Below are 17,464 nucleotides of genomic sequence, written 5' to 3'. Positions count from 1 at the left end.
CGGGCTACGGTGGCCGCATGCGTCCCACAACGGCCTGGCAGGCCATGGCTCAGCGCCCCATGAGCTTTCTGACGTCGAGCTGGCCCTGGAGGTCCCTGGCCTATCTCAGCAGCGGCGTCCTGTTCGGGACGGCGGCGGTGGCGATCTTCGCCGCCGGTCTGGCGGTGGGGGTCGCGCTGCTGGTGGTGCTGATCGGGATCGCCCCCCTGGTGGGTCTGGTGCTGGCCTCCACGGTGGTGGCCACGGTGGAGCGCCACCGGCTCCGGCTGGTGGACCTCGACCGGTTGCCGGACCCGCACCGGCGCCCGGACGCGCGCGGGACCAGGGCGTGGGTGGCCAACCGGCTCAAGGAGCAGGTGACCTGGCGGGAGCTGATGTTCACGCTGATCTCGACGGCTGCGCTGTGGTGGCTGGATCTGATGGTGCTGGGCTTCTGCTTCGGGCTGCCGGCCGTCTTCTTCAACTCGCTGGACGGCGAGACCTGGCCCTGGGCGGTCTTCGGCGTGATCGTGCTGCTGGCCTCGCCGTACACGGTGACCTCGTGGGCGGGGGCGCGTGCCGCCATGGCGCGTACCTTCCTGGCCCCGCGCGACCGGGAGCTCGGGGAGGAGCTGCGCGAGGTGCGTGCCTCGCAGGTCCGTCTGCTGGACTCCTTCGACGCGGAGCGGGTACGGATCGAACGCGATCTGCACGACGGGGCGCAGCAGCGGCTGGTGTCGCTGGGAATGACCCTCGGGATGCTGCGCCTGGACACCCCGCCGGATTCCCCGCAGTCCGAGCTGCTCACCCAGGCGGAGGGGCAACTCTCCGCCGCTCACCAGGAGTTGCGGGCTCTGATCCGAGGGCTCAATCCGCCGGTACTGGCCGATCACGGGCTCGTCGCGGCGATCGAGGACTACGCCGCCCGGTTCCCGATCCCGGTCACGGTGGACCTTCGGCTGCCCGAGGAGCTGCCCAGGAAGGTTGAGACGACCATGTACTACCTCCTCAACGAGGCGATGACGAATATCGCCAGACACAGCGGGGCCGCGAAGGCGGAGGTGCGCGGTCGATACCATGCCGATCTGTTGATCTTCGACATCACGGACGACGGCCGCGGCGGCGTGGACACGGAAGCGGGCAGCGGCGTGACCGGGCTGGCCGACCGGGTCAAGGCGCTCGACGGCCGTATGCGGGTGTCGAGTCCGGTCGGTGGTCCCACCCTGTTGCATGTGGAGGTTCCGTGTCGCTACGCCTGATCGTGGCAGAGGACGCCGTGTTGTTGCGCGAAGGCCTGGTCGGGCTGTTGCAGCGGGTCGGGCACGAGGTGGTGGCGGCTGTCGGTGACTCCGACGCCCTGGTCGCGGCCGTGCGCACCGAGCGGCCCGACCTGATCGTCACCGACGTACGGATGCCACCGACGCTGAGCGACGACGGTCTGAGGGCCGCCGTACAACTCCGTGAAGAATTCCCCGGTTTGCCGGTTCTGGTGCTCAGTCAGTACGTGGAACGCTCGTACGCGCTGGGCCTGCTGGACTCCGGCGGCGGGGCCGGGGTCGGCTATCTGCTCAAGGAGCGGGTGGCCGCGGTGGCCGATTTCACGGCCGCCATCGACCGGATCGCCATCGGCGGCACGGTGGTGGACCCGGAGGTGATCCAGCAGCTCGTGCGGCTGCGGAAGGACCCTCTGGAGAGGCTGAGCCCCCGGGAGCGCGAGGTGCTCGGTCTGGTCGCCCAGGGCCGCACCAATTCCGCCATCGCGGCCGAGCTGTTCATCAGCGACGCCGCCGTGAACAAGCACATCGGCAACATCTTCTCCAAGCTGGACCTGCCGGTGGCCACCGAGGGGCACCGGCGGGTGCTGGCGGTGCTCGCCTTCCTGCGGGCCTGACATGGTCCCGTCCTCCCCCAGGGTGCCCTCGTCCCGGCGGTCGGCGGATTCGCGTGACACTTTTCCCCGCACCATCTGTTCCCGTTCACGGACGGGCGCGTAGGCGGTGAACGGATCGCGAACCGGCTCCTGATCGGCGAGGTCCAGCAGTTCTCCGTCAGGCCCGCTGGTGCCGTGTTCCGCCGCAGTCACTTCGGAGCCTCCAAAGCGTGTGATCGTCCAGTGACGGGAGCATGCGCGGGGGCGGCCCTCCCATCCCTCCGGGGCACCAATCCCTCCGAACGGATGCAACTGCCGCAGGTGCGCCGTCATCAGTGCTGCGACACGATCCCGCAGGGAGGTGCAGGGACGGGTTGGCGGTGCCGCTCATGGCTCTCGACAGGACGGTGTGGCCCATCACCGCGTCAGGGTGCTGAACCGCGTCAGGGTGCTGACGCCGACGGTGTCGGTGAGGAGCGAGTCGGCGACAGTGTGAAGCCGGCCGTCTCCGACAGCGCGTGGCCGCTGTGGATCTGTGGCACAAGGGCCTTGTAAGCGTGGCGGAACAGTTACATCAAGGCTCCAGGATTGAGCCTGTGGACACGACGAACCGGTTCCGAACCGTGCGCCTGGGCTTCCTGTGGCGCTTCTCGGGTGTAGGGCCCGGATGCCTTCTGGGCCTTCTGGCAGCTGTCGCCCTCGGCGCGAGCGGCGCGGTGGACCGGCTGGGCGTCGGCCCAAGCCTGCTGATCGTCGCCGCGGTCGTCCCCATCGTGGCCCTGCCCGCGCCCATCAGCTTCTGGGTGCGCGCCGACGGCGAGGGCCTCACCCTCTCCAGGGCGCTGTTGCGCCGCCGCTACCGCTGGCACGACATCACGGGCCTGGACATGGCCTTCGGTGAGGAACCCGATTCGGACGCAGCTCGCCTGACGATACGTCTGCGCCTGACCACGACCCCCGCTACCGGCCGCGGACCGCTCATCGGCGTCCTCGGTCTCGCCCCCGGCCATCAGCTTCGGGGCACCGAACCGCGCCGGCTCGCAGACCTGTTCGCTCTCCTCGCCGCCCATGGTGTCCCCCTCGCCGAACCGGACTTCGCCGACCGTGTCCTCGCCGCCCACGGACTCCCCCCGCTCGCTCCTGGTCCGGACCCGATCGACTGACCCGTCCTCCTCCGCCCGAGGCCGCACAGCGGAGGTGGTCGGGGCCTGAGCGGTTCAGCCGGCGGGCAGAGCGGCCGTACTCCCCCGAGGCGAAGCCGTCGTGCCGGCGACGACTGTCACGAGGGGTACGCCGGTCCGGGCGCGGGGACGGGGCCACCGGGCCGGAACCTCTCCACCCCGACGATGTGCCGCACCTTGACGGGACGCACGATCACCGCGACCCGCTGTTCCTCCGGCATGATCCACTCGAAGCGATCGACGCCCAGGTACTTGCGGGCCAGCCGGTCCATCCGGTCGTGTGCCTCCTCGCCCTCGATGAAGCGGGCCACCACACCACTGATCTGCACTCGGTCGAAGGGGTCGGTGGCGTCCGCGTGTGAGAGGTAGACGCGGGGCTCGCGGCGCAGGTTTTCCTCCTTCACCCGACCCACCGAGGTGTTGAACGTCAGCTCCCCCTCCCCCTCCAGATCCACCCACATCGGGCTGACCTGCGGTGCTCCGTCGGCGAACACGGTGCCGACGTACCAGATGTTGGGGGCTTGCAGTCGGGCGCGGACGGCTTCATCGAAAGGCGCAGTCATCCCGGGAGGCTATCAACCATGATCGGCTGGACAGTTGGGGGGAGCCGTGGAATCCGCCAGGTGGAGGCGATGCCGAGGAGCCGTCCTCCGCGCTCCCGCCCCTGGTGGCGGCCGGGGCATCGCAGAGGACTGATCACCGATGCCCTGCCGTGCCGCGCCGGGTCCAGTGGGCCGACCCAGCCGTCCGGGGATCGCGGCGGAATGAGTCGTGGGCGCACAAGTAGCGCTCGGCCGCTGCCCGGCCCCGGCTTCGCCGAGCAGACCGGTGTGCTGCCGACAGCCGTCGGCAGCACGACCGGCCCGGCGAGGTCGCAACGCCTCGAACGTCAGCCGGCAGGCTTCTGGAGGGCGTTCGGTTCGGTGGTGAGGAGCGCGGTGATCTCCTGGGCGAGTTCCGGGCCGAGTTCGCCCCAGCCGTCCTTGTAGCCATAGACGTTCGCCAGGGTGCGGGCGTCGTAGTCGCCGTTCATGATCTCGATGTCGGTGGTGGTGATGAGTGCCGGGTGGGCGACGCCGACAGCTCCCGAGACCTTCAGCAGCTCCTTGCGCAGGGTGCGCAGGTACACAGCGGCCCGGGTGGCCTTCGAAGGCGCGTCGATGCCGCGCACCAGCCACGGGTCCTGGGTGGCGATGCCGGTGGGGCACTTGTCGGTGTGGCACTTCTGTGCCTGGATGCAGCCGATGGACAGCATGGCCTCGCGGGCGACGTTGATCATGTCGACCCCCAGCGCGAAGGCGACGGCGGCGTTCTCGGGCAGGCCGAGCTTGCCGGAACCGATGAAGGTGATGTCGTCGGTCAGACCGCGCTCGGCGAACGTGCTGTAGACGCGGGAGAATCCCATCCGGAACGGCAGCGACACCGAGTCGGTGAAGATCAGGGGAGCCGCACCGGTGCCGCCCTCGCCTCCGTCGATGGTCACGAAGTCGACCCCGCGATCACCACGCGCCATCAGCGTGGCCAGCTCCCGCCAGAAGCTCATCTCCCCCACAGCGCTCTTGATCCCGACCGGCAGACCGGTCTCGGCAGCGAGCAGCTCCACGAAGTCGAGCATCGAGTCGACGTCGTGGAACGCGGTGTGCCGAGAGGGGGAGGCGCAGTCCTTGCCGGCCGGGATGCCGCGGATCTCGGCGATCTCGGGGGTCACCTTCGCGCCCGGCAGCATCCCGCCGAGCCCCGGCTTGGCGCCCTGGGAGAGCTTGATCTCTATCGCCTTGACCGGGGCGCTCGCGACCACGTCCTTGAGCTTGTCGAGACTGAAGGTGCCGTCCTCGTTGCGGCAGCCGAAGTACGACGTCCCGATCTGAAGGATGAGGTCACCGCCGTTGCGGTGGTACGGCGAGAGGCCGCCCTCGCCCGTGTTCTGCATCGCGCCGGCCAGCGCCGCGCCCTTGTTGAGCGCCGTGATGGCCGCGCCGGACAGCGATCCGAAGCTCATCGCCGAGATGTTCACGACGCTCGCCGGCCGGAACGCCTTGGCACGCCCGCGCGGGCCGCCCAGCACCTTGGCCGAGGGCAGCGGAGCCTGCGGGTCGTGCAGATCGGGCAACGTGCCGGCGAACGTCCGCTGCTTCAGGTACGCGTGCCCTTGCACGTGCTCGACGTCCACGTCGGTCCCGAACCCGAAGTAGTTGTTCTCTTCCTTCGCCGACGCATAGATCCAGGTGCGCTGGTCACGGCTGAACGGGCGCTCTTCCTCGTTGGACGTCACGACGTACTGGCGCAGTTCCGGCCCGATCGTCTCCAACAGGTACCGGGCGTGCCCGATCACGGGGAAGTTCCTGAGCAGTGCGTGCTTCTTCTGGACGAGGTCGCGGGCAGCCACCAGCGCCAATGCTGTCGCGGCGGCCGCGCCGATGCTCCGAGCCCGCATGAACGTTCCTCTCCTCGGTTGCTCGATACCCGACTCCATCGCCGTGCGGCGGATGTCGTGGGCGTTGGGCGGCGGACACGACCGGACAGGCACCGGTGTCCGACGACGAAACGCCACATGATGTTAGAGGTCTCGCGAATGGGCGGACGGGGCAGGGTGCGTGGCCACCGGGCGATCAGCCAGGTCGAACCCGCGGCCCGGTCGCGTCCGGCGGCAGCGCGAGCCGTCCCGGCCCCCGGCACACGGTCCCGCGGGGCGCTGTCGGTGGCCGGGGCTACTGTGCTGCTGCATGGAGATCGAATCCCTTCTCAAGGACCTGGGCAGCAACGACGCCGCGCGCGTGGAGGCGGCCGCCGCGCGGCTGGCGGAGCGGGCCGACAGCGTGGTGCCGGAACTGCTGCGCGGCGTGGCCGGTGTGAACGGGACCGCCGGTCTCCAGCCGGTCATGCGGGCGTTGCGGCACATCGGGCCGCCCGCGTTCGACGGCGTACTGGCGGCCTGGCGGCGCAAGGAGGTGGCGGACTGGCAGGCGGGGCGGTTCCTCGGGGTGTTCGACGAGCGTTCCGCCGACCAGTACGCGGCTCTGGCGGCCGATCCGGACCGCGGAAGTTCGGGCAACGGCTTCCAGGGGCTCGTCAGGCTGCAAATAGACTCCGAGGCCGGGCTGATGGCCCTGGTGGACTGTTTCGCCCGGGGCCGGCTCGTCCCCTACAAAGCATCCGACTACGCCCGCCTGCTGCACGAATCCTTCCGGCCGCGGCTGCGCTCCCTGCGTCGCGACCCTGCCGTGTCCCCGAAGGTCCGGCGGGGCGCGATGGCGGCGCTGGTGGAGGGCGGCGGTGCCGACGCGCTCGACGACCGTGACCGGGCGGCGATCGAGCGGCTGATACAGGTGAAGATCCTGAACGAGGGTGTCCCGACGCTTCCGTCGGCGATCCTCAGCGGCTGGTGGATGGCCGTGCCCGGGGCGTCGTACGAGGGTGTATTCGAGGCTCTGGGCCTGCACGACCGGCGGCCCGTCACGGTCTCCGCCGGCGTGGAGGCGGCAGAGGGCCGGAGGATCCAGGCACCTGGGCAGGACGGCGCCGACCGCTCTGTGGGGCGGGCCTTCATCACCCCGGAGCTGGACGGCTGGCGCCTGGTCTTCGGTCCCTTCGACGAGCTCGTCGGCGACCCCTGGGACGGCATGATCGAGACGGTCGAGCGGGTCAGCGTCCACTGCGGCCAGGCCCAGTTCTACTTCCTGGACGACGCCGGCGGCTCCGACGTGTGGATCGTCGCCGAGAACGGCCGGGTGATCCGTCAGTACGCCGCCGAGAGCAGCCCCGAATGGGAGGGCGACCCACTGCCGTGGGAGACCCTGGCGGTCGACGACCCGGACTTCGACCCCGAGTACGACGTGGCCCCGTCCAACGCGGGGACCGCGGGCGCCCGGTCCGCCTGCGGGTACCTCTCGGTCGACCCCGACGAGGTCGGCCCGGACACCGAGATGCGCGGCCACGGCTGGCTGGCCGTCACCGCACCGGGCGTCGGGCACGGCGCGTTCCCCGGGACACTCCACATCTGAGGCGCATGCCGTCGGCGGACCCGGTCGCCTGCTGTCCCGGTCGCCTGCTGTCCCCGGTCGCATGTACCCATTGTCTGTACCGCCTCGGCGCCCCGCGGAGCCCGCCCGCGGGGCGAACCCGCGAAGCCCATCACTCAGTGGACGTACCTGAACATGCCAAGATGCCGCGCGTTCGTCGCCGCGGGGTCGTCAACTGCTGTCGAGGACGGAGGGCTGTGCGGGCCGGCGCTTCTCTCACGTGACGGTTGGCGCGTATGCGCGGGTGTCGGTGAATGTGCTGTGTCGGTAAAAGGAGTAGGCCTTGCTCACTGCCTGGAAGAGATTGGCCAGGGCGAGCGCCGTCCACAGGGCGGCAAGCCCTCCGGTTGTGGCTACCGGAGCGGCGATGGCGGCCAGGACTCCGTAGCAAATGAAGGTCGACACGAAACTCGGCACGGTGCGCTTGAGGCCGATGAGGCCGAATCCGACGACCGCCTGCAGCGCGTCGGTGACGACCACGGCCAGCACCAGTGGCAGAAGACCTGTGATCTGTGGCCGCACATCGACATCCTGGGTGAACAGCGGAACGACCCAGGAACTGAGGAGGATCACCATCGCCCCGATGAACCCCACGACGCTCAGTGCCAGCCCCGTTCCCGCCCGAACGCTGCGCCGGATACGCCCGCTGTCGCGCTTCGTTGCGTAGGCGGAGATCAGAGGGATGGTGGCCTGACCGACTGCCACCGCAGCTGTGAAGATGAGGTTGACCAGGGAGATGCCGACGCTGTGCACTGCGGCACTGTCCGTCCCGATCCTGGCCGCCGCGAAGGTCAATACGCCCAGGACGGCGAACTTGACGAGTACTGTGCCGGCCAGCGGAATCCCCACGGTGCCCAAGGTCCAGACCTGCTTCACATTGAGCCGGCCCGGATACAAGGAGCGGCCTCTGAGCACGGTAGAGCGGCGGATGGCCACGTGGTTGACGCAGGTGCTGATCACGCTGGAGGCGAGCATGGCGATGCCTGCCCCGGTCAGGCCGTAGCTCGGCAGCGGGCCGGGACCGCCCACGAGGAGTACGGACAGCGTGGTGGATGCGGCGGTGCCGAGCAGTCCGGCCCGCATCACCGACTTCGAGTGGCCAAGTGCCACCAGGACGGACGTGGCTGACGAGCCGACCGCGATGGCGAGCACGCTGCCGGCCAGCAGGAGTGGAAAGATCCCCAGCTGGTCGAGAGTGGCACGGGGAACCCCGGCCGCTCGGCCGATCAGAGGAACGGACGCGACCGCCGCCGCTGCGATGGCGCCGACGGTGATTGCAAGCCACGTTCCGCTGCGCACCACGGGCAGGAGACGGTCGGGATCCTCCTTGCTCGGTGTGATGAACGGCATCACGCCACGCAGCGCGCCCGCCACTGTGGCGGTAGCGGGGCTGAACACGGCCATGGCGATGGCGAAGGCCGCGAGGGTGGCGGTGGCGTGGTTGCCGAGCAGCGCGGTGTCGACCAGAGCGCCGGCTGAGGCGGCGATCATTGTCAGGTACAGCGGGAGCGCTGCCGCCGTTATCTCGATCCACGTACTGCGTCCGGCTGGCCTGGTCCCCTTGCTGCTCACGGGTTCGATCATCACACTGCGGGAGCCGACAGGTCAGCGGAAGCAGCGAACTCGGTCCCGCTGGGTCAGCGGGCGGGCTTCGGCTTCTTCGCCCAGCCCGGGGCGGGCTTCTTGCGAGTCGGTCGCCTGGCCATGAGGATGATGAGTGCCCAGTTCAGGTGGGCTTCGGAGTGCTGCGGAAGGCGTTCGTATTCGCGTGCGTCGTGGCGGGCGTTCATGACCGTCTGCGGGCCCGCAGGGCGTGCGCCCGGCTCAGCCTTGTTCCGCACCGCCGACCGCGGCTTCGTACGCGAGCAGTGTGTCGACGAACAGCTGTCGCTGATCCGGTGTCAGCGGGGCCAACGCCTTGCGCCACGCAGCCGCACCCGGGGCGAGCCAGGCAGTGATCGCGGGCTGCTGGTCGGCCGCGATGCCAATGATCCGACGACGTCGGTCCGCCTCGTCCTCACGGCGTTCCAGGATTCCCTTCCGGCTCAGGTCGCCGACCAGCAGGCTCACCGTCGTCGGCGCGACCTGCAGCCGGGCCGCCAGTTCGTTCACGGTCATCGGCCCGTCGAAGAGCAGGTAGGAGAGCAGGGAGAGGTGGCGCGGCGCCAGCGCGAAGGACTGCAGCGCCTCGGGCACAGGGATCTTCTTGACTCTGCCCACCATCCGAGGCATGAGCAGCAGCAGGGCCCGGACGGCGTCATCGACCTCGTTCCCGCCGCCTTCTGCAGCGTCGTGCGTCCTGGGCCTTGACATCGCACACCTCTCCCCGTTTACCTTTGCCATCAAAGATATTTTGCTTTGTCTGCAAAGCGAGCTCCCCTCATCGTACAAACGACCTGAACGGAGTTGCTGCCATGCCGCACTTCAGCGTGCACATCCGCGAGGAAGCCCTCGACGGGACGGTGGAACCGAAGCTGATCAGCGCCCTGACCGACGCGGTCGGCTCCGTCTACGGCGCGGAGTTCCGCCGCCTCGTCGGAGTTGATCTGATCGGCATCCCGCAGCACCGTCGGGGCATCGGCGGCAACCCGACCGACGATGATGCGCCTCTCGTCACCCTCAGCATGCGCGAGGCCGCATATCACGTACCCGAGATCCCTGACGCTCCCGCCCGTCTGGTCGCCGCCACCACCGACGCGCTGGCCGGCGTACTCGGCGAGGCCGTGCGCAAGCAGGTCATTGTCACGATCGTCGGCGTCCCGGACGGCCGCACCGGAGTCGCCGGGACGGTGGCCTGACGCGCCTGTGCACTGCGCAGTTCGGGGCAGGGCCCGGACACCATTGCCACCTGCCTCGACGCCGGGGTCGAGGCAGGCGCGCCTGGTCCGGGACCACTTGGCCTGCATGGAGGGAACCACCGCCGCGCTCGGCGTCCTACGGCAGCGGCTCGCGCGACTCGGCGACGAACTGTCGGACGAGCGGGGCCCGACGGTCACAGATCTGCTCGACGCGCTGCGGGCGATCGGGGGCACCAGCCCGGAGTGCGCACACACGGTGGGCCGCTACCTGGATGCCGACGAGATCCAGGTCCTGCGGACCCGTGCGCTTCGTAGCGGGTGGCGAGCTCGTCATGCCTGGTGGCCACGCCCCGGGCACCGGCGAACGCCGTCAAGGGGTTGGGGCGATGGGTGGTGGGGGTGGCGGAGGCGGTGGGCCCGGTGGCGGGGGCGGGAACCGCGGTCGGGCTGGAGCCTCGGTGGCGGGCGGTGGTGGCGGTGGCGGTGGCGGCGCCCCCCACCGAGGATGGCTGGACTGCCGGGGCCGGGCCTGCGACGGGGCCGGGGGCGGCGGGCTTGGTGGCGGAGGCGGAGGCGGCTCCACCGCCGGCAGCAGCGGGCCACCCACGCGCAGCCTGGCAATGGTCAGCTCGGCGCGACGGCGTGCGATCGGGGCATCGTCGCGTTCGTAGACGAGCCGGATACCGAACTGACTGATCTTCTCGGTTGCGAGCAGTCGGTAACCGAGCGCGTGGGCGATCTCCTCGATCCGGCGCCGATTCGAGGCGGTGTCACGGTCAGGAAGCAGCTTGACGCGGGCACGGCCGTCGAAGCTCGCGCGTATCTCGTCGTCCTTCACCTGACTCCACTTCCGGGAAAGTTCGGCACCCGCGCGGCCGCTTCACGCCACGATCCTCGCACGCGCCGGTCTCGCGCGAGCACAGAGGCGAACCGCACGGAGCGACCAGTGAGGATCGGGTACGCCTGCACCTCGACCGCCTGCCGCGCTCGTGCAGTTGTTCGGCGAGGACCGGTGGGGAAAGTTCCACGGGACGATCGCGGCAACGGGCCCGAGCGGTCGCCGGCGGATCTCGTTCCGTACCGGGCGGATTCCGCGTACGGCTCCGGCAAGGGTCTGCCCTGTTCACGGGGGCCGGTGCCCCGCGAGGACCCCGGACTGCTCACCGAGGACGAACGCCGTCTCGTCCTCGCACTCGGCTGAGCCGGTTCCAGGGCTTCGGCGGCGACCTCCCCGTGCCGGGCGGCTCCACCTCCGAGGAGCGCTTCGCCCGGGCCGGCCACCACCTGTCCCGTCTGCCCGAACCCGGCTCCACCGCCCCGGAGTTCGCCCACGCCGCCCAGCTCGGCGTCATGAGCAACCTACGAGTCGTCCTTCCGCCCCGGCCTCGCCCGCGTCCGCCTCGACTCCGTCGACTGCATGGGGCTGTCAGGCGTTCTCGGGTCCGGACGGGGCGACCCACTCGACGAACTGGACGATCACGCCGTTGGGGTCGGTGATCTGGAAGAGGCGTTCGCCCCAGGGCTCCTCGCGCAGCGGCATGGTGATCTCGACGCCCTCGGTGCGCAGCCGCTTCTCCTCGGCCTCGATGCCGGTGACGGTGAAGGCGAGGATCAGGCCGGAGACACGCTGGTCGCGCTGGTCGGCCGGCAGCACCTCGATCCCGCGGGCGAGGAGGACGACGTCCGCTGCGGCGTCGTCACGCGAAAGGGAGACGAATCCGTCGGCGGCGGCCTGCTCGGCGTAGCCGAGGTGGGTGGTGAAGAACCGTTGGGACGCGGCGACGTCGTCGACGGTGAGCGAGACGGTGGACGCGGTGATCTGCAAGGCGGTTCTCCTCATGGAGTTCGGGGATCCTGTCGCCGCCGCTGGTCGGCGCGGCGGCCGGGCGTGGTCGTCCGTACGGGTGCGGGTGCGGGTGTGGATCAGTAGCCGCCACGGCGCGGCAGGTTGCGCGTGGACGGGGTGTTGCGCCGGGCGCGGGCGGCGGCCATCCGGGCGAGCAGCCGCCCGTCACGGCGACGCGGCGCTGGGCTCGGTACGGGGCTGTGGTCGTCGCGCCCGGTCAGGAACTCGCCGAGGTCCACAGCGATGTCGAGGGCGGGGGTGGTGGTCGCGGTGCGGTTGGTTCGGGCATGGACTCCCCTCTTCATTCCATCATCAGAACTTTACGACGGAGGTAAATTTAGCCACGGTACTCACGAGTGTCAACATAAAAATACTACGAGGGTAAGATTGCTTCATGGCTACTGACACCACATCGCCCGCGCAACCCGCCGGCCTGCGGGAATCCAAAAAACAGGAGACCCGGCAACTCATCTCCGACCACGCCACCCGGTTGTTCATCGCCCAGGGCTTCGAGCAGACGACCATCGCCGAGATCGCCGCCGCCGCGCGGGTCGCCAAGAAGACGGTGACCAACTACTTCCCGCGCAAGGAGGACCTGGCCCTGGACCACCAGGACGCGTTCATCGCTTCCCTGGCGCACACGGTGGCCGCTCGACGGCCCGGCGAATCCGCCCTGGCGGCACTGCGCCGCGCCTTCACCGACGCCGCAGCAGCCGCAGATCCGGTCTCCGGATTCTCCGGGCCCGCCTTCGCCCGCATGATCGCCGACAGCCCCACTCTCTCGGCCTGCCTGCGCGGCCTGCACGACCAGCGTGAACGCGCCCTGGCCCAGACTCTCGCCGCAGCCGTGGGCGCACCGTCGGACGACATCACCGTCCAGACCGCCGCCGGGCTGCTCGGCACCGTCCACCGCATTCTGTTCCAACGCATCCAGGACCTCACCCTGGCCGAACATCCCGACGAAGAGATCGCCGGAACCATCACCACGGAGGCGACCAACGCCTTCGACATGCTCGAACCGGCCCTCGCCGACTACGCCGTGGCCTGAACACCCCGGCCAACCGCCCCGGCAGTCCGTCAGAACCGTCAGCGCGGCTGACGGAGTCCTGCGACGAGGAGTGCGACCAGTCGGCGTGCGTCGTAGCGGGGGTCGCCGTCGGCGCCGATGCAGAGGTTTCCGATGCCGCGCATGAGTTGGTAGGCATCGAGGTCGGGGCGAGGCCGGAGCGGATCTCGCCGGAGGCGACGGCTGTGTCGAGGAGTTGGGCGCACACCGGCAGGAGACGGTCGAGGAAGTAGGTGTGCAGCGCCTCGAAGCCGGTGCCGCCCCCTACGTCGCGGCGGCCAGGCCGTGCTTGGTGACCAGGAAGTCGACGAAGAGATCGACCCACCGCTCCAGGGCGGCATGGGGCGGTGGGCTGGTCGACAGCAGGGCCGGGCCGGCCTCGGCGCAGGCGTCGACCTGGTGGCGGTATACGGCGATGACGAGGTCCGCCCGGGTGGGGAAGTGACGGTAGATCGTGCCCACGCCGACCCCGGCCTCGGCCGCGATGTCGCGTACCGGCGCCTCCACGCCCGAGGTGACGAAGACCGCCGCGGCCGCGTCCAGCAGGGCCTGTTGGTTGCGCCGGGCGTCCTTGCGCTTGGACCTGGCCGAACTTCCCGCGAGAATCGCTCCTCGCTCCCCGCCCGGCCCGGCCTGCAGCGCCACCGACCGCCTGCCTCACCGCACCGCACCGCACCGCACCGCACCGCACCGCACCAAGACATGGAAGCACCGAACGGAAGGCACTTCCATGTCCGACTCGAACCCCACGAACGCACAGCGGACCGCGGGCGCGCCCACCCTGGTGATGTCCGCGAAGCCGGTGGTCCTGTCCGCCCCGGACCGCGGCGAGGACCTCCAGGTCCGCGTGTCCGCCCCCGCGACCGGCAGCGATCTGCCCGTCATCGTCTTCTCGCACGGCTTCGGCTGGTCGATGAACGGCTATGCCCCGCTGGCCGACTTCTGGGCCGCCCATGGCTTCGTGGTCCTGCAGCCCACCCACCTCGACTCCAGGACGCTCGGAATCCCCGCCGAGGATCCCCGTACGCCGCGGATCTGGCGCTTCCGTATCGACGACCTCAAGCGCGTGCTGGACCGGCTCGACATCCTGGAAGCCTCCGTGCCGGGTCTCGCCGGGCGGCTCGACCGCGACCGCATAGCCGTGGCGGGCCACTCCTGGGGAGCCCAGACGGCGAGCACGCTGCTGGGCGCGCGCGTCCTGGACTCCGACGCCGTACCCGGCGAGGACATGTCCGACCCCCGCGTCAAGGCGGGTGTGCTGCTCGCCGCGGCCGGCCTGGGCGACGACCTGACCCCGTTCGCCGCCGAGCACCTCCCCTTCATGAAGCCGTCCTTCGACACCATGACCACACCGGCCCTCGTCGTCGCCGGGGACAGCGACCGGTCCCACCTGTCCACGCGCGGACCGGACTGGTTCACCGACCCCTACACCTACAGCCCGGGAAGCAAGAGCCTGCTCACACTGTTCGGAGCGGAGCACTCGCTCGGCGGCATCCCCGGATACGAGGTAGCCGAGACGACGGATGAGAGCCCCGCCCGGGTCGCCCTGGTCCAGCGGCTCACCACGGCCTTCCTGCGCAGCGCCCTCTACCCCGAGGACACCGGCTGGAAGGCGGCGACCACCGCGCTGGAGGAAGACCCCGACCCGCTCGGGACACTGCAGAGCACGTAGGCGCCCCTCACCCGGCCCCGTCGCGTGTGGTCGAAGCCACCGACGTCACCGACACTCTCTCTGCTTCAGGCGCGGTGCCGGCTTCCGCTGCGGATCATCGACATCAGCAGTCGGTGGGTTTCGCCGTCGGCGGCCACGACGAGTCCGCGGCCAGCCTCTCCGATCGGGGAGCCGTCGATCCCGGTGACCACGCAGCCGGCGGCCCGGCACACAGCGATGCCGGCGGCGAAATGGACGCTCCCGGACAGGTCGCCGCCGTCGGTGACGTACGCGGCGCGCTTGCCGGCGGCGACCCAGGCCAACGCCAGCGTCGTGGATACGACTCGGGGCCGGAAACGTTCCACGAACCCGGGATGGGCCAGCAGTTCCACAGCCCGGAAGCCGGGCGCGCTGGGGAACGGCGGGTCCAGATTGACATCCACGAGTTGGGTGGCGGGCGTGGGCGTCAGTCGCGCATCGGAATCGTCGTGCCGCACCCAGGCGGTCTCCCCGTCGGTGAAGAAGACCTCGCCGCTGAACGGGTCGGCCACCGCTGCCGCACCGTTGCGCAGCGCCACGTTGACGGCCACCAGCATGTTGCCGACGGCGTAGTTCAGCGTGCCGCACAAGGGATCGACCAACCACTGGCGCTCGGCCCGAGCGGCACCCTGGTGTCCGCCCTCTTCGCCGAGCAGAGCGTCATCGGGCCGGGCGGCCCGGATGACACGGAGAATCGCCTTCTCGGCCTCCACATCGGCGGTGGTGGCGAAATCCCCGGCCCCCTTGTCGATGCGGGTGAGCCGCCGGCCGTACATGCTCCGCACGACGTCCGCGCCGGCACGTACCGCGGCTGTCGCAACCCCGGCATCGTCAAGGCTCGCGCTCGCATATGAGTTGACCATGCCACGCAGGATATCGGCGGCAGTTCGGGTCTTCGCCTGCCCGGCCGGTCCTGTCCATGTTGCTCACGGGTTGAAGGCCGCGGAGACGAGCCGGTTGACGAGCGCCAGGTCGTTGCCGCCACCGGTGGTGGGATTGAAGGAGTAGACGAGGCGGCGGCGCAGGTCACGGGTGGTGAACATGCCGTCGGTGTAGCCGAAGGTACTGCCGGTCTTGCCCCAGACGGTCGCTCCGTCGGGAAGGGTTACGCGCATCAGTCCCGCGCCGTAGTAGGCCCGGCCCTGGCCCGGATCCTGGGAAGTGCCGCCGAGGTATGGGACGTCGGGGACGGTGAACAGTTCGGCCATCCGGGCGGGCGGCAGGAGGCGTCCTCGGAACAGGGCGGTCAGGAAGCGGTCCAGGTCGCCCGTCGTGGAGATCATGCCACCGGCGCCCGAGTTCTGCTCGGTGATGTCGACCAGCTGGGTTCCGCCGCCCGCCCGGGGCACGGCGATATAACCGTGGGAGTGGGGGCCGGGAATCGTGGTGTCGGTCTCCGGGGCGGTGGTGTGCCGCAGATGCAGCGGGCGCAGGATCCGGTTGGTGATCTCCTGCTGGTAGCTGTGGCCGGTGAGCTTCTCGATCAGCATCCCGGCGACGTAGTAACCGGTGGCCCCGTAGACCTGTTTTTCACCGGGGTCCCTGAAGGGCCGGTCGTGCCGGACCGCCTTCGCGACCAGTTCGGCCAACGGGTGATCGTCGAATCGGTGCTCGACGATCCCCTCCGGGGTGGTCGGCAGATCGTCCGCCGTCAACTCAGGCAGGCTGCTGGTGAAGTTGAGCAGCGAGCGTACGGGGATCGGTGGGTAGCCATCGGGCAGCACGCCCGGAACGTACCGCTGGACGGGCTCGTCGAGGTCGACCCGCCCCTCGGCGGCCAGCTGCAGCACCACCGTGGCGATGAAAGTCTTGGTGACGCTGCCGAGTCGGAACCGGCCGTCGGCCGGAACCGGCTCTCCCGTCACCGTGTCGGCGACCCCGTATGTTCCGCTCCACCGCCCGGCCGGCCCGCTGACCTGTGCCAGTACCGCCGTCACCCTGTCCGGCGCGCTGGACACCGCACGCTGAAGAACATCGGGGTCGAGCCCGGGAAGCGGGCTGCCGGCACGCTCGGCGGAGACGGCGGCGGGCGCAGCGGGAGCGGCCGCAGCCGACCCGGCCGTGCCGGTGACAGCAGTGGCCAAAGCCGCGCAGGACAGAGCCACGCAGGACAGTGTCACCAGCGGCATCCGCCTGCGACGCGGCCGTGCGGCAGTCGAAGTGCGGTCGGAGGAAACGACCTTGGACTTGGAAGTCATGTGCTGAAGCCTGTCGCGCTACGGCTCTCCGTACATCGGGGCACTCCCCCACTCGGCCCCTGCCTGCCCCCTAATCGCCGTCAGGGTCCTCGCGGTCCAGCGGTCCACCGGGCGAGGCCGCTTGGCGGAACTCGTTCCCGGCGGGCACACTGCCACGGTGCTGCCACGGTGCCGGCGGCCGCAAGCACTGCCCGAACATGGAGAACCCGGCCCCCGCTTCAGCGCCGGTCCGACGTCGTTTCTGGAGACCGTATGAGCAGCGCACTTCTCGTGATGGACGTCCAGCGAGCCATCGTGGACATCGCCGACGACGGCTCCGGATACCTTCCGCGCCTGCGCAGGGCGATCGATGGTGCCCGGGCCGCAGACATCCCTGTCATCTACGTGGTCATCGCGCTACGCCAGGACTTTCCGGAAGTCAGCCCGCGCAACAGGGCTCTCACCGCCGTCGCGCGGGCCGGACTCCATGTCGAGGGCGACCCCGGCACCGAAATCCACCCCGATGTCGCGCCCCGGCCGGGCGAGGTGGTGGTCACCAAGAGACGGGCGAGCGCGTTCTCGGGCAGCGACCTCGACGTGGTGCTCAGGGCGTACGGCATCGACAGCCTCGTCCTCACCGGCATCGCCACCAGCGCCGTGGTGCTGCATACCCTGTGCCAGGCCAACGACCTGGACTTCGGCCTCACCGTTCTCGCCGACGCCTGCCTGGACACCGACGCCGAGGTCCACCGGTTCCTCACCGAGAAGCTGTTCCCGCAGTGGGCGGACGTCACCACCGTCGACGACTGGCTCGACGCCACCACACCCCGGTAGCGAC

At 70.1% G+C, this 17,464-nt stretch carries 17 protein-coding genes and 2 pseudogenes; 8 read left to right on the top strand and 11 right to left on the bottom strand.

Annotated features, from left to right (window positions below; genetic code table 11):
* Positions 1-17: 17 nt before the first annotated feature.
* From OG842_RS41525 to OG842_RS41515, 3 genes are all read left to right on the top strand, one after another.
* Positions 18-1,238: a sensor histidine kinase gene (locus OG842_RS41525; protein WP_266737741.1), complete on the top strand. Its 1,221-nt coding sequence runs from the start codon at positions 18-20 to the stop codon at positions 1,236-1,238.
* A complete protein-coding gene (locus OG842_RS41520; RefSeq protein ID WP_266737742.1) occupies positions 1,223-1,870 on the top strand; it encodes a response regulator in 648 nt (215 codons plus the stop codon). The genes OG842_RS41525 and OG842_RS41520 overlap by 16 nt, the downstream gene beginning before the upstream one ends.
* A 575-nt stretch (positions 1,871-2,445) precedes the next feature.
* Complete coding sequence (locus OG842_RS41515) at positions 2,446-3,012, top strand: hypothetical protein (RefSeq protein ID WP_266737744.1); 567 nt, start codon at positions 2,446-2,448, stop codon at positions 3,010-3,012.
* Positions 3,013-3,128: 116 nt separating this feature from the next.
* Here the strand turns inward: OG842_RS41515 and OG842_RS41510 are convergent, their stop codons facing one another.
* A complete protein-coding gene (locus OG842_RS41510; protein WP_266737746.1) occupies positions 3,129-3,593 on the bottom strand; it encodes a TIGR03618 family F420-dependent PPOX class oxidoreductase in 465 nt (154 codons plus the stop codon).
* 326 nt (positions 3,594-3,919) lie between these two features.
* Positions 3,920-5,464: an FMN-binding glutamate synthase family protein gene (locus tag OG842_RS41505; RefSeq protein WP_266737748.1), complete on the bottom strand. Its 1,545-nt coding sequence runs from the start codon at positions 5,462-5,464 to the stop codon at positions 3,920-3,922.
* A gap of 289 nt (positions 5,465-5,753) precedes the next feature.
* Between OG842_RS41505 and OG842_RS41500 the strand changes: the two genes are divergently transcribed.
* On the top strand, positions 5,754-7,031 hold the full coding sequence (locus OG842_RS41500; protein WP_266737749.1) for a hypothetical protein: 1,278 nt from the start codon (positions 5,754-5,756) through the stop codon (positions 7,029-7,031).
* A gap of 234 nt (positions 7,032-7,265) precedes the next feature.
* Here the strand turns inward: OG842_RS41500 and OG842_RS41495 are convergent, their stop codons facing one another.
* The 3 genes from OG842_RS41495 to OG842_RS41485 form a co-directional block, all read right to left on the bottom strand.
* A complete protein-coding gene (locus OG842_RS41495) occupies positions 7,266-8,621 on the bottom strand; it encodes an MATE family efflux transporter (RefSeq protein WP_266737750.1) in 1,356 nt (451 codons plus the stop codon).
* 65 nt (positions 8,622-8,686) lie between these two features.
* Positions 8,687-8,839 carry a hypothetical protein gene (locus OG842_RS41490; protein WP_443064090.1) on the bottom strand — a complete coding sequence of 51 codons (153 nt, stop codon included), beginning with the start codon at positions 8,837-8,839 and terminating at the stop codon, positions 8,687-8,689.
* Positions 8,840-8,873: 34 nt separating this feature from the next.
* Entirely contained in the window at positions 8,874-9,362 is a 489-nt protein-coding gene (locus tag OG842_RS41485) for a MarR family winged helix-turn-helix transcriptional regulator (RefSeq protein ID WP_266737752.1), read from the bottom strand.
* Positions 9,363-9,463: 101 nt separating this feature from the next.
* Here OG842_RS41485 and OG842_RS41480 point away from each other — a divergent pair, with 101 nt between their 5' ends.
* Positions 9,464-9,847: a hypothetical protein gene (locus OG842_RS41480; protein WP_266737753.1), complete on the top strand. Its 384-nt coding sequence runs from the start codon at positions 9,464-9,466 to the stop codon at positions 9,845-9,847.
* Between the two features lie 1,015 nt (positions 9,848-10,862).
* On the opposite strand, the pseudogene OG842_RS41475 reads toward OG842_RS41480, so the two are convergent.
* The 3 genes and pseudogenes from OG842_RS41475 to OG842_RS41465 form a co-directional block, all read right to left on the bottom strand.
* A pseudogene (locus OG842_RS41475) lies at positions 10,863-10,934 on the bottom strand (aldehyde dehydrogenase family protein); the annotation flags it as partial.
* Positions 10,935-11,273: 339 nt separating this feature from the next.
* Positions 11,274-11,672: a VOC family protein gene (locus OG842_RS41470; RefSeq protein WP_266738120.1), complete on the bottom strand. Its 399-nt coding sequence runs from the start codon at positions 11,670-11,672 to the stop codon at positions 11,274-11,276.
* A 98-nt stretch (positions 11,673-11,770) separates the two neighbouring features.
* Complete coding sequence (locus OG842_RS41465; RefSeq protein WP_266737754.1) at positions 11,771-11,998, bottom strand: hypothetical protein; 228 nt, start codon at positions 11,996-11,998, stop codon at positions 11,771-11,773.
* An 89-nt stretch (positions 11,999-12,087) separates the two neighbouring features.
* On the opposite strand from OG842_RS41465, the gene OG842_RS41460 reads away from it, so the two are divergent.
* Positions 12,088-12,741: a TetR/AcrR family transcriptional regulator gene (locus OG842_RS41460; protein ID WP_266737756.1), complete on the top strand. Its 654-nt coding sequence runs from the start codon at positions 12,088-12,090 to the stop codon at positions 12,739-12,741.
* Positions 12,742-12,779: 38 nt separating this feature from the next.
* Here the strand turns inward: OG842_RS41460 and OG842_RS41455 are convergent.
* Positions 12,780-13,365 (bottom strand): annotated as a pseudogene (locus OG842_RS41455) (TetR/AcrR family transcriptional regulator).
* Between the two features lie 124 nt (positions 13,366-13,489).
* On the opposite strand from OG842_RS41455, the gene OG842_RS41450 reads away from it, so the two are divergent.
* Positions 13,490-14,431 carry an alpha/beta hydrolase family protein gene (locus OG842_RS41450; RefSeq protein ID WP_266737758.1) on the top strand — a complete coding sequence of 314 codons (942 nt, stop codon included), beginning with the start codon at positions 13,490-13,492 and terminating at the stop codon, positions 14,429-14,431.
* 65 nt (positions 14,432-14,496) lie between these two features.
* Here the strand turns inward: OG842_RS41450 and OG842_RS41445 are convergent, their stop codons facing one another.
* Together OG842_RS41445 and OG842_RS41440 are read right to left on the bottom strand one after the other, a co-directional pair.
* Positions 14,497-15,312 carry an inositol monophosphatase family protein gene (locus OG842_RS41445; protein WP_266737759.1) on the bottom strand — a complete coding sequence of 272 codons (816 nt, stop codon included), beginning with the start codon at positions 15,310-15,312 and terminating at the stop codon, positions 14,497-14,499.
* Positions 15,313-15,375: 63 nt separating this feature from the next.
* Complete coding sequence (locus tag OG842_RS41440; protein ID WP_266737760.1) at positions 15,376-16,647, bottom strand: serine hydrolase domain-containing protein; 1,272 nt, start codon at positions 16,645-16,647, stop codon at positions 15,376-15,378.
* Between the two features lie 252 nt (positions 16,648-16,899).
* Here OG842_RS41440 and OG842_RS41435 point away from each other — a divergent pair, with 252 nt between their 5' ends.
* Entirely contained in the window at positions 16,900-17,460 is a 561-nt protein-coding gene (locus OG842_RS41435; protein ID WP_266737762.1) for a cysteine hydrolase family protein, read from the top strand.
* Positions 17,461-17,464: the final 4 nt, after the last annotated feature.

It is taken from the genome of Streptomyces sp. NBC_00376 (assembly GCF_036077095.1).
Taxonomy (GTDB): Bacteria; Actinomycetota; Actinomycetes; order Streptomycetales; family Streptomycetaceae; genus Streptomyces.
This window is presented reverse-complemented; position numbering and strand designations above follow the sequence as displayed.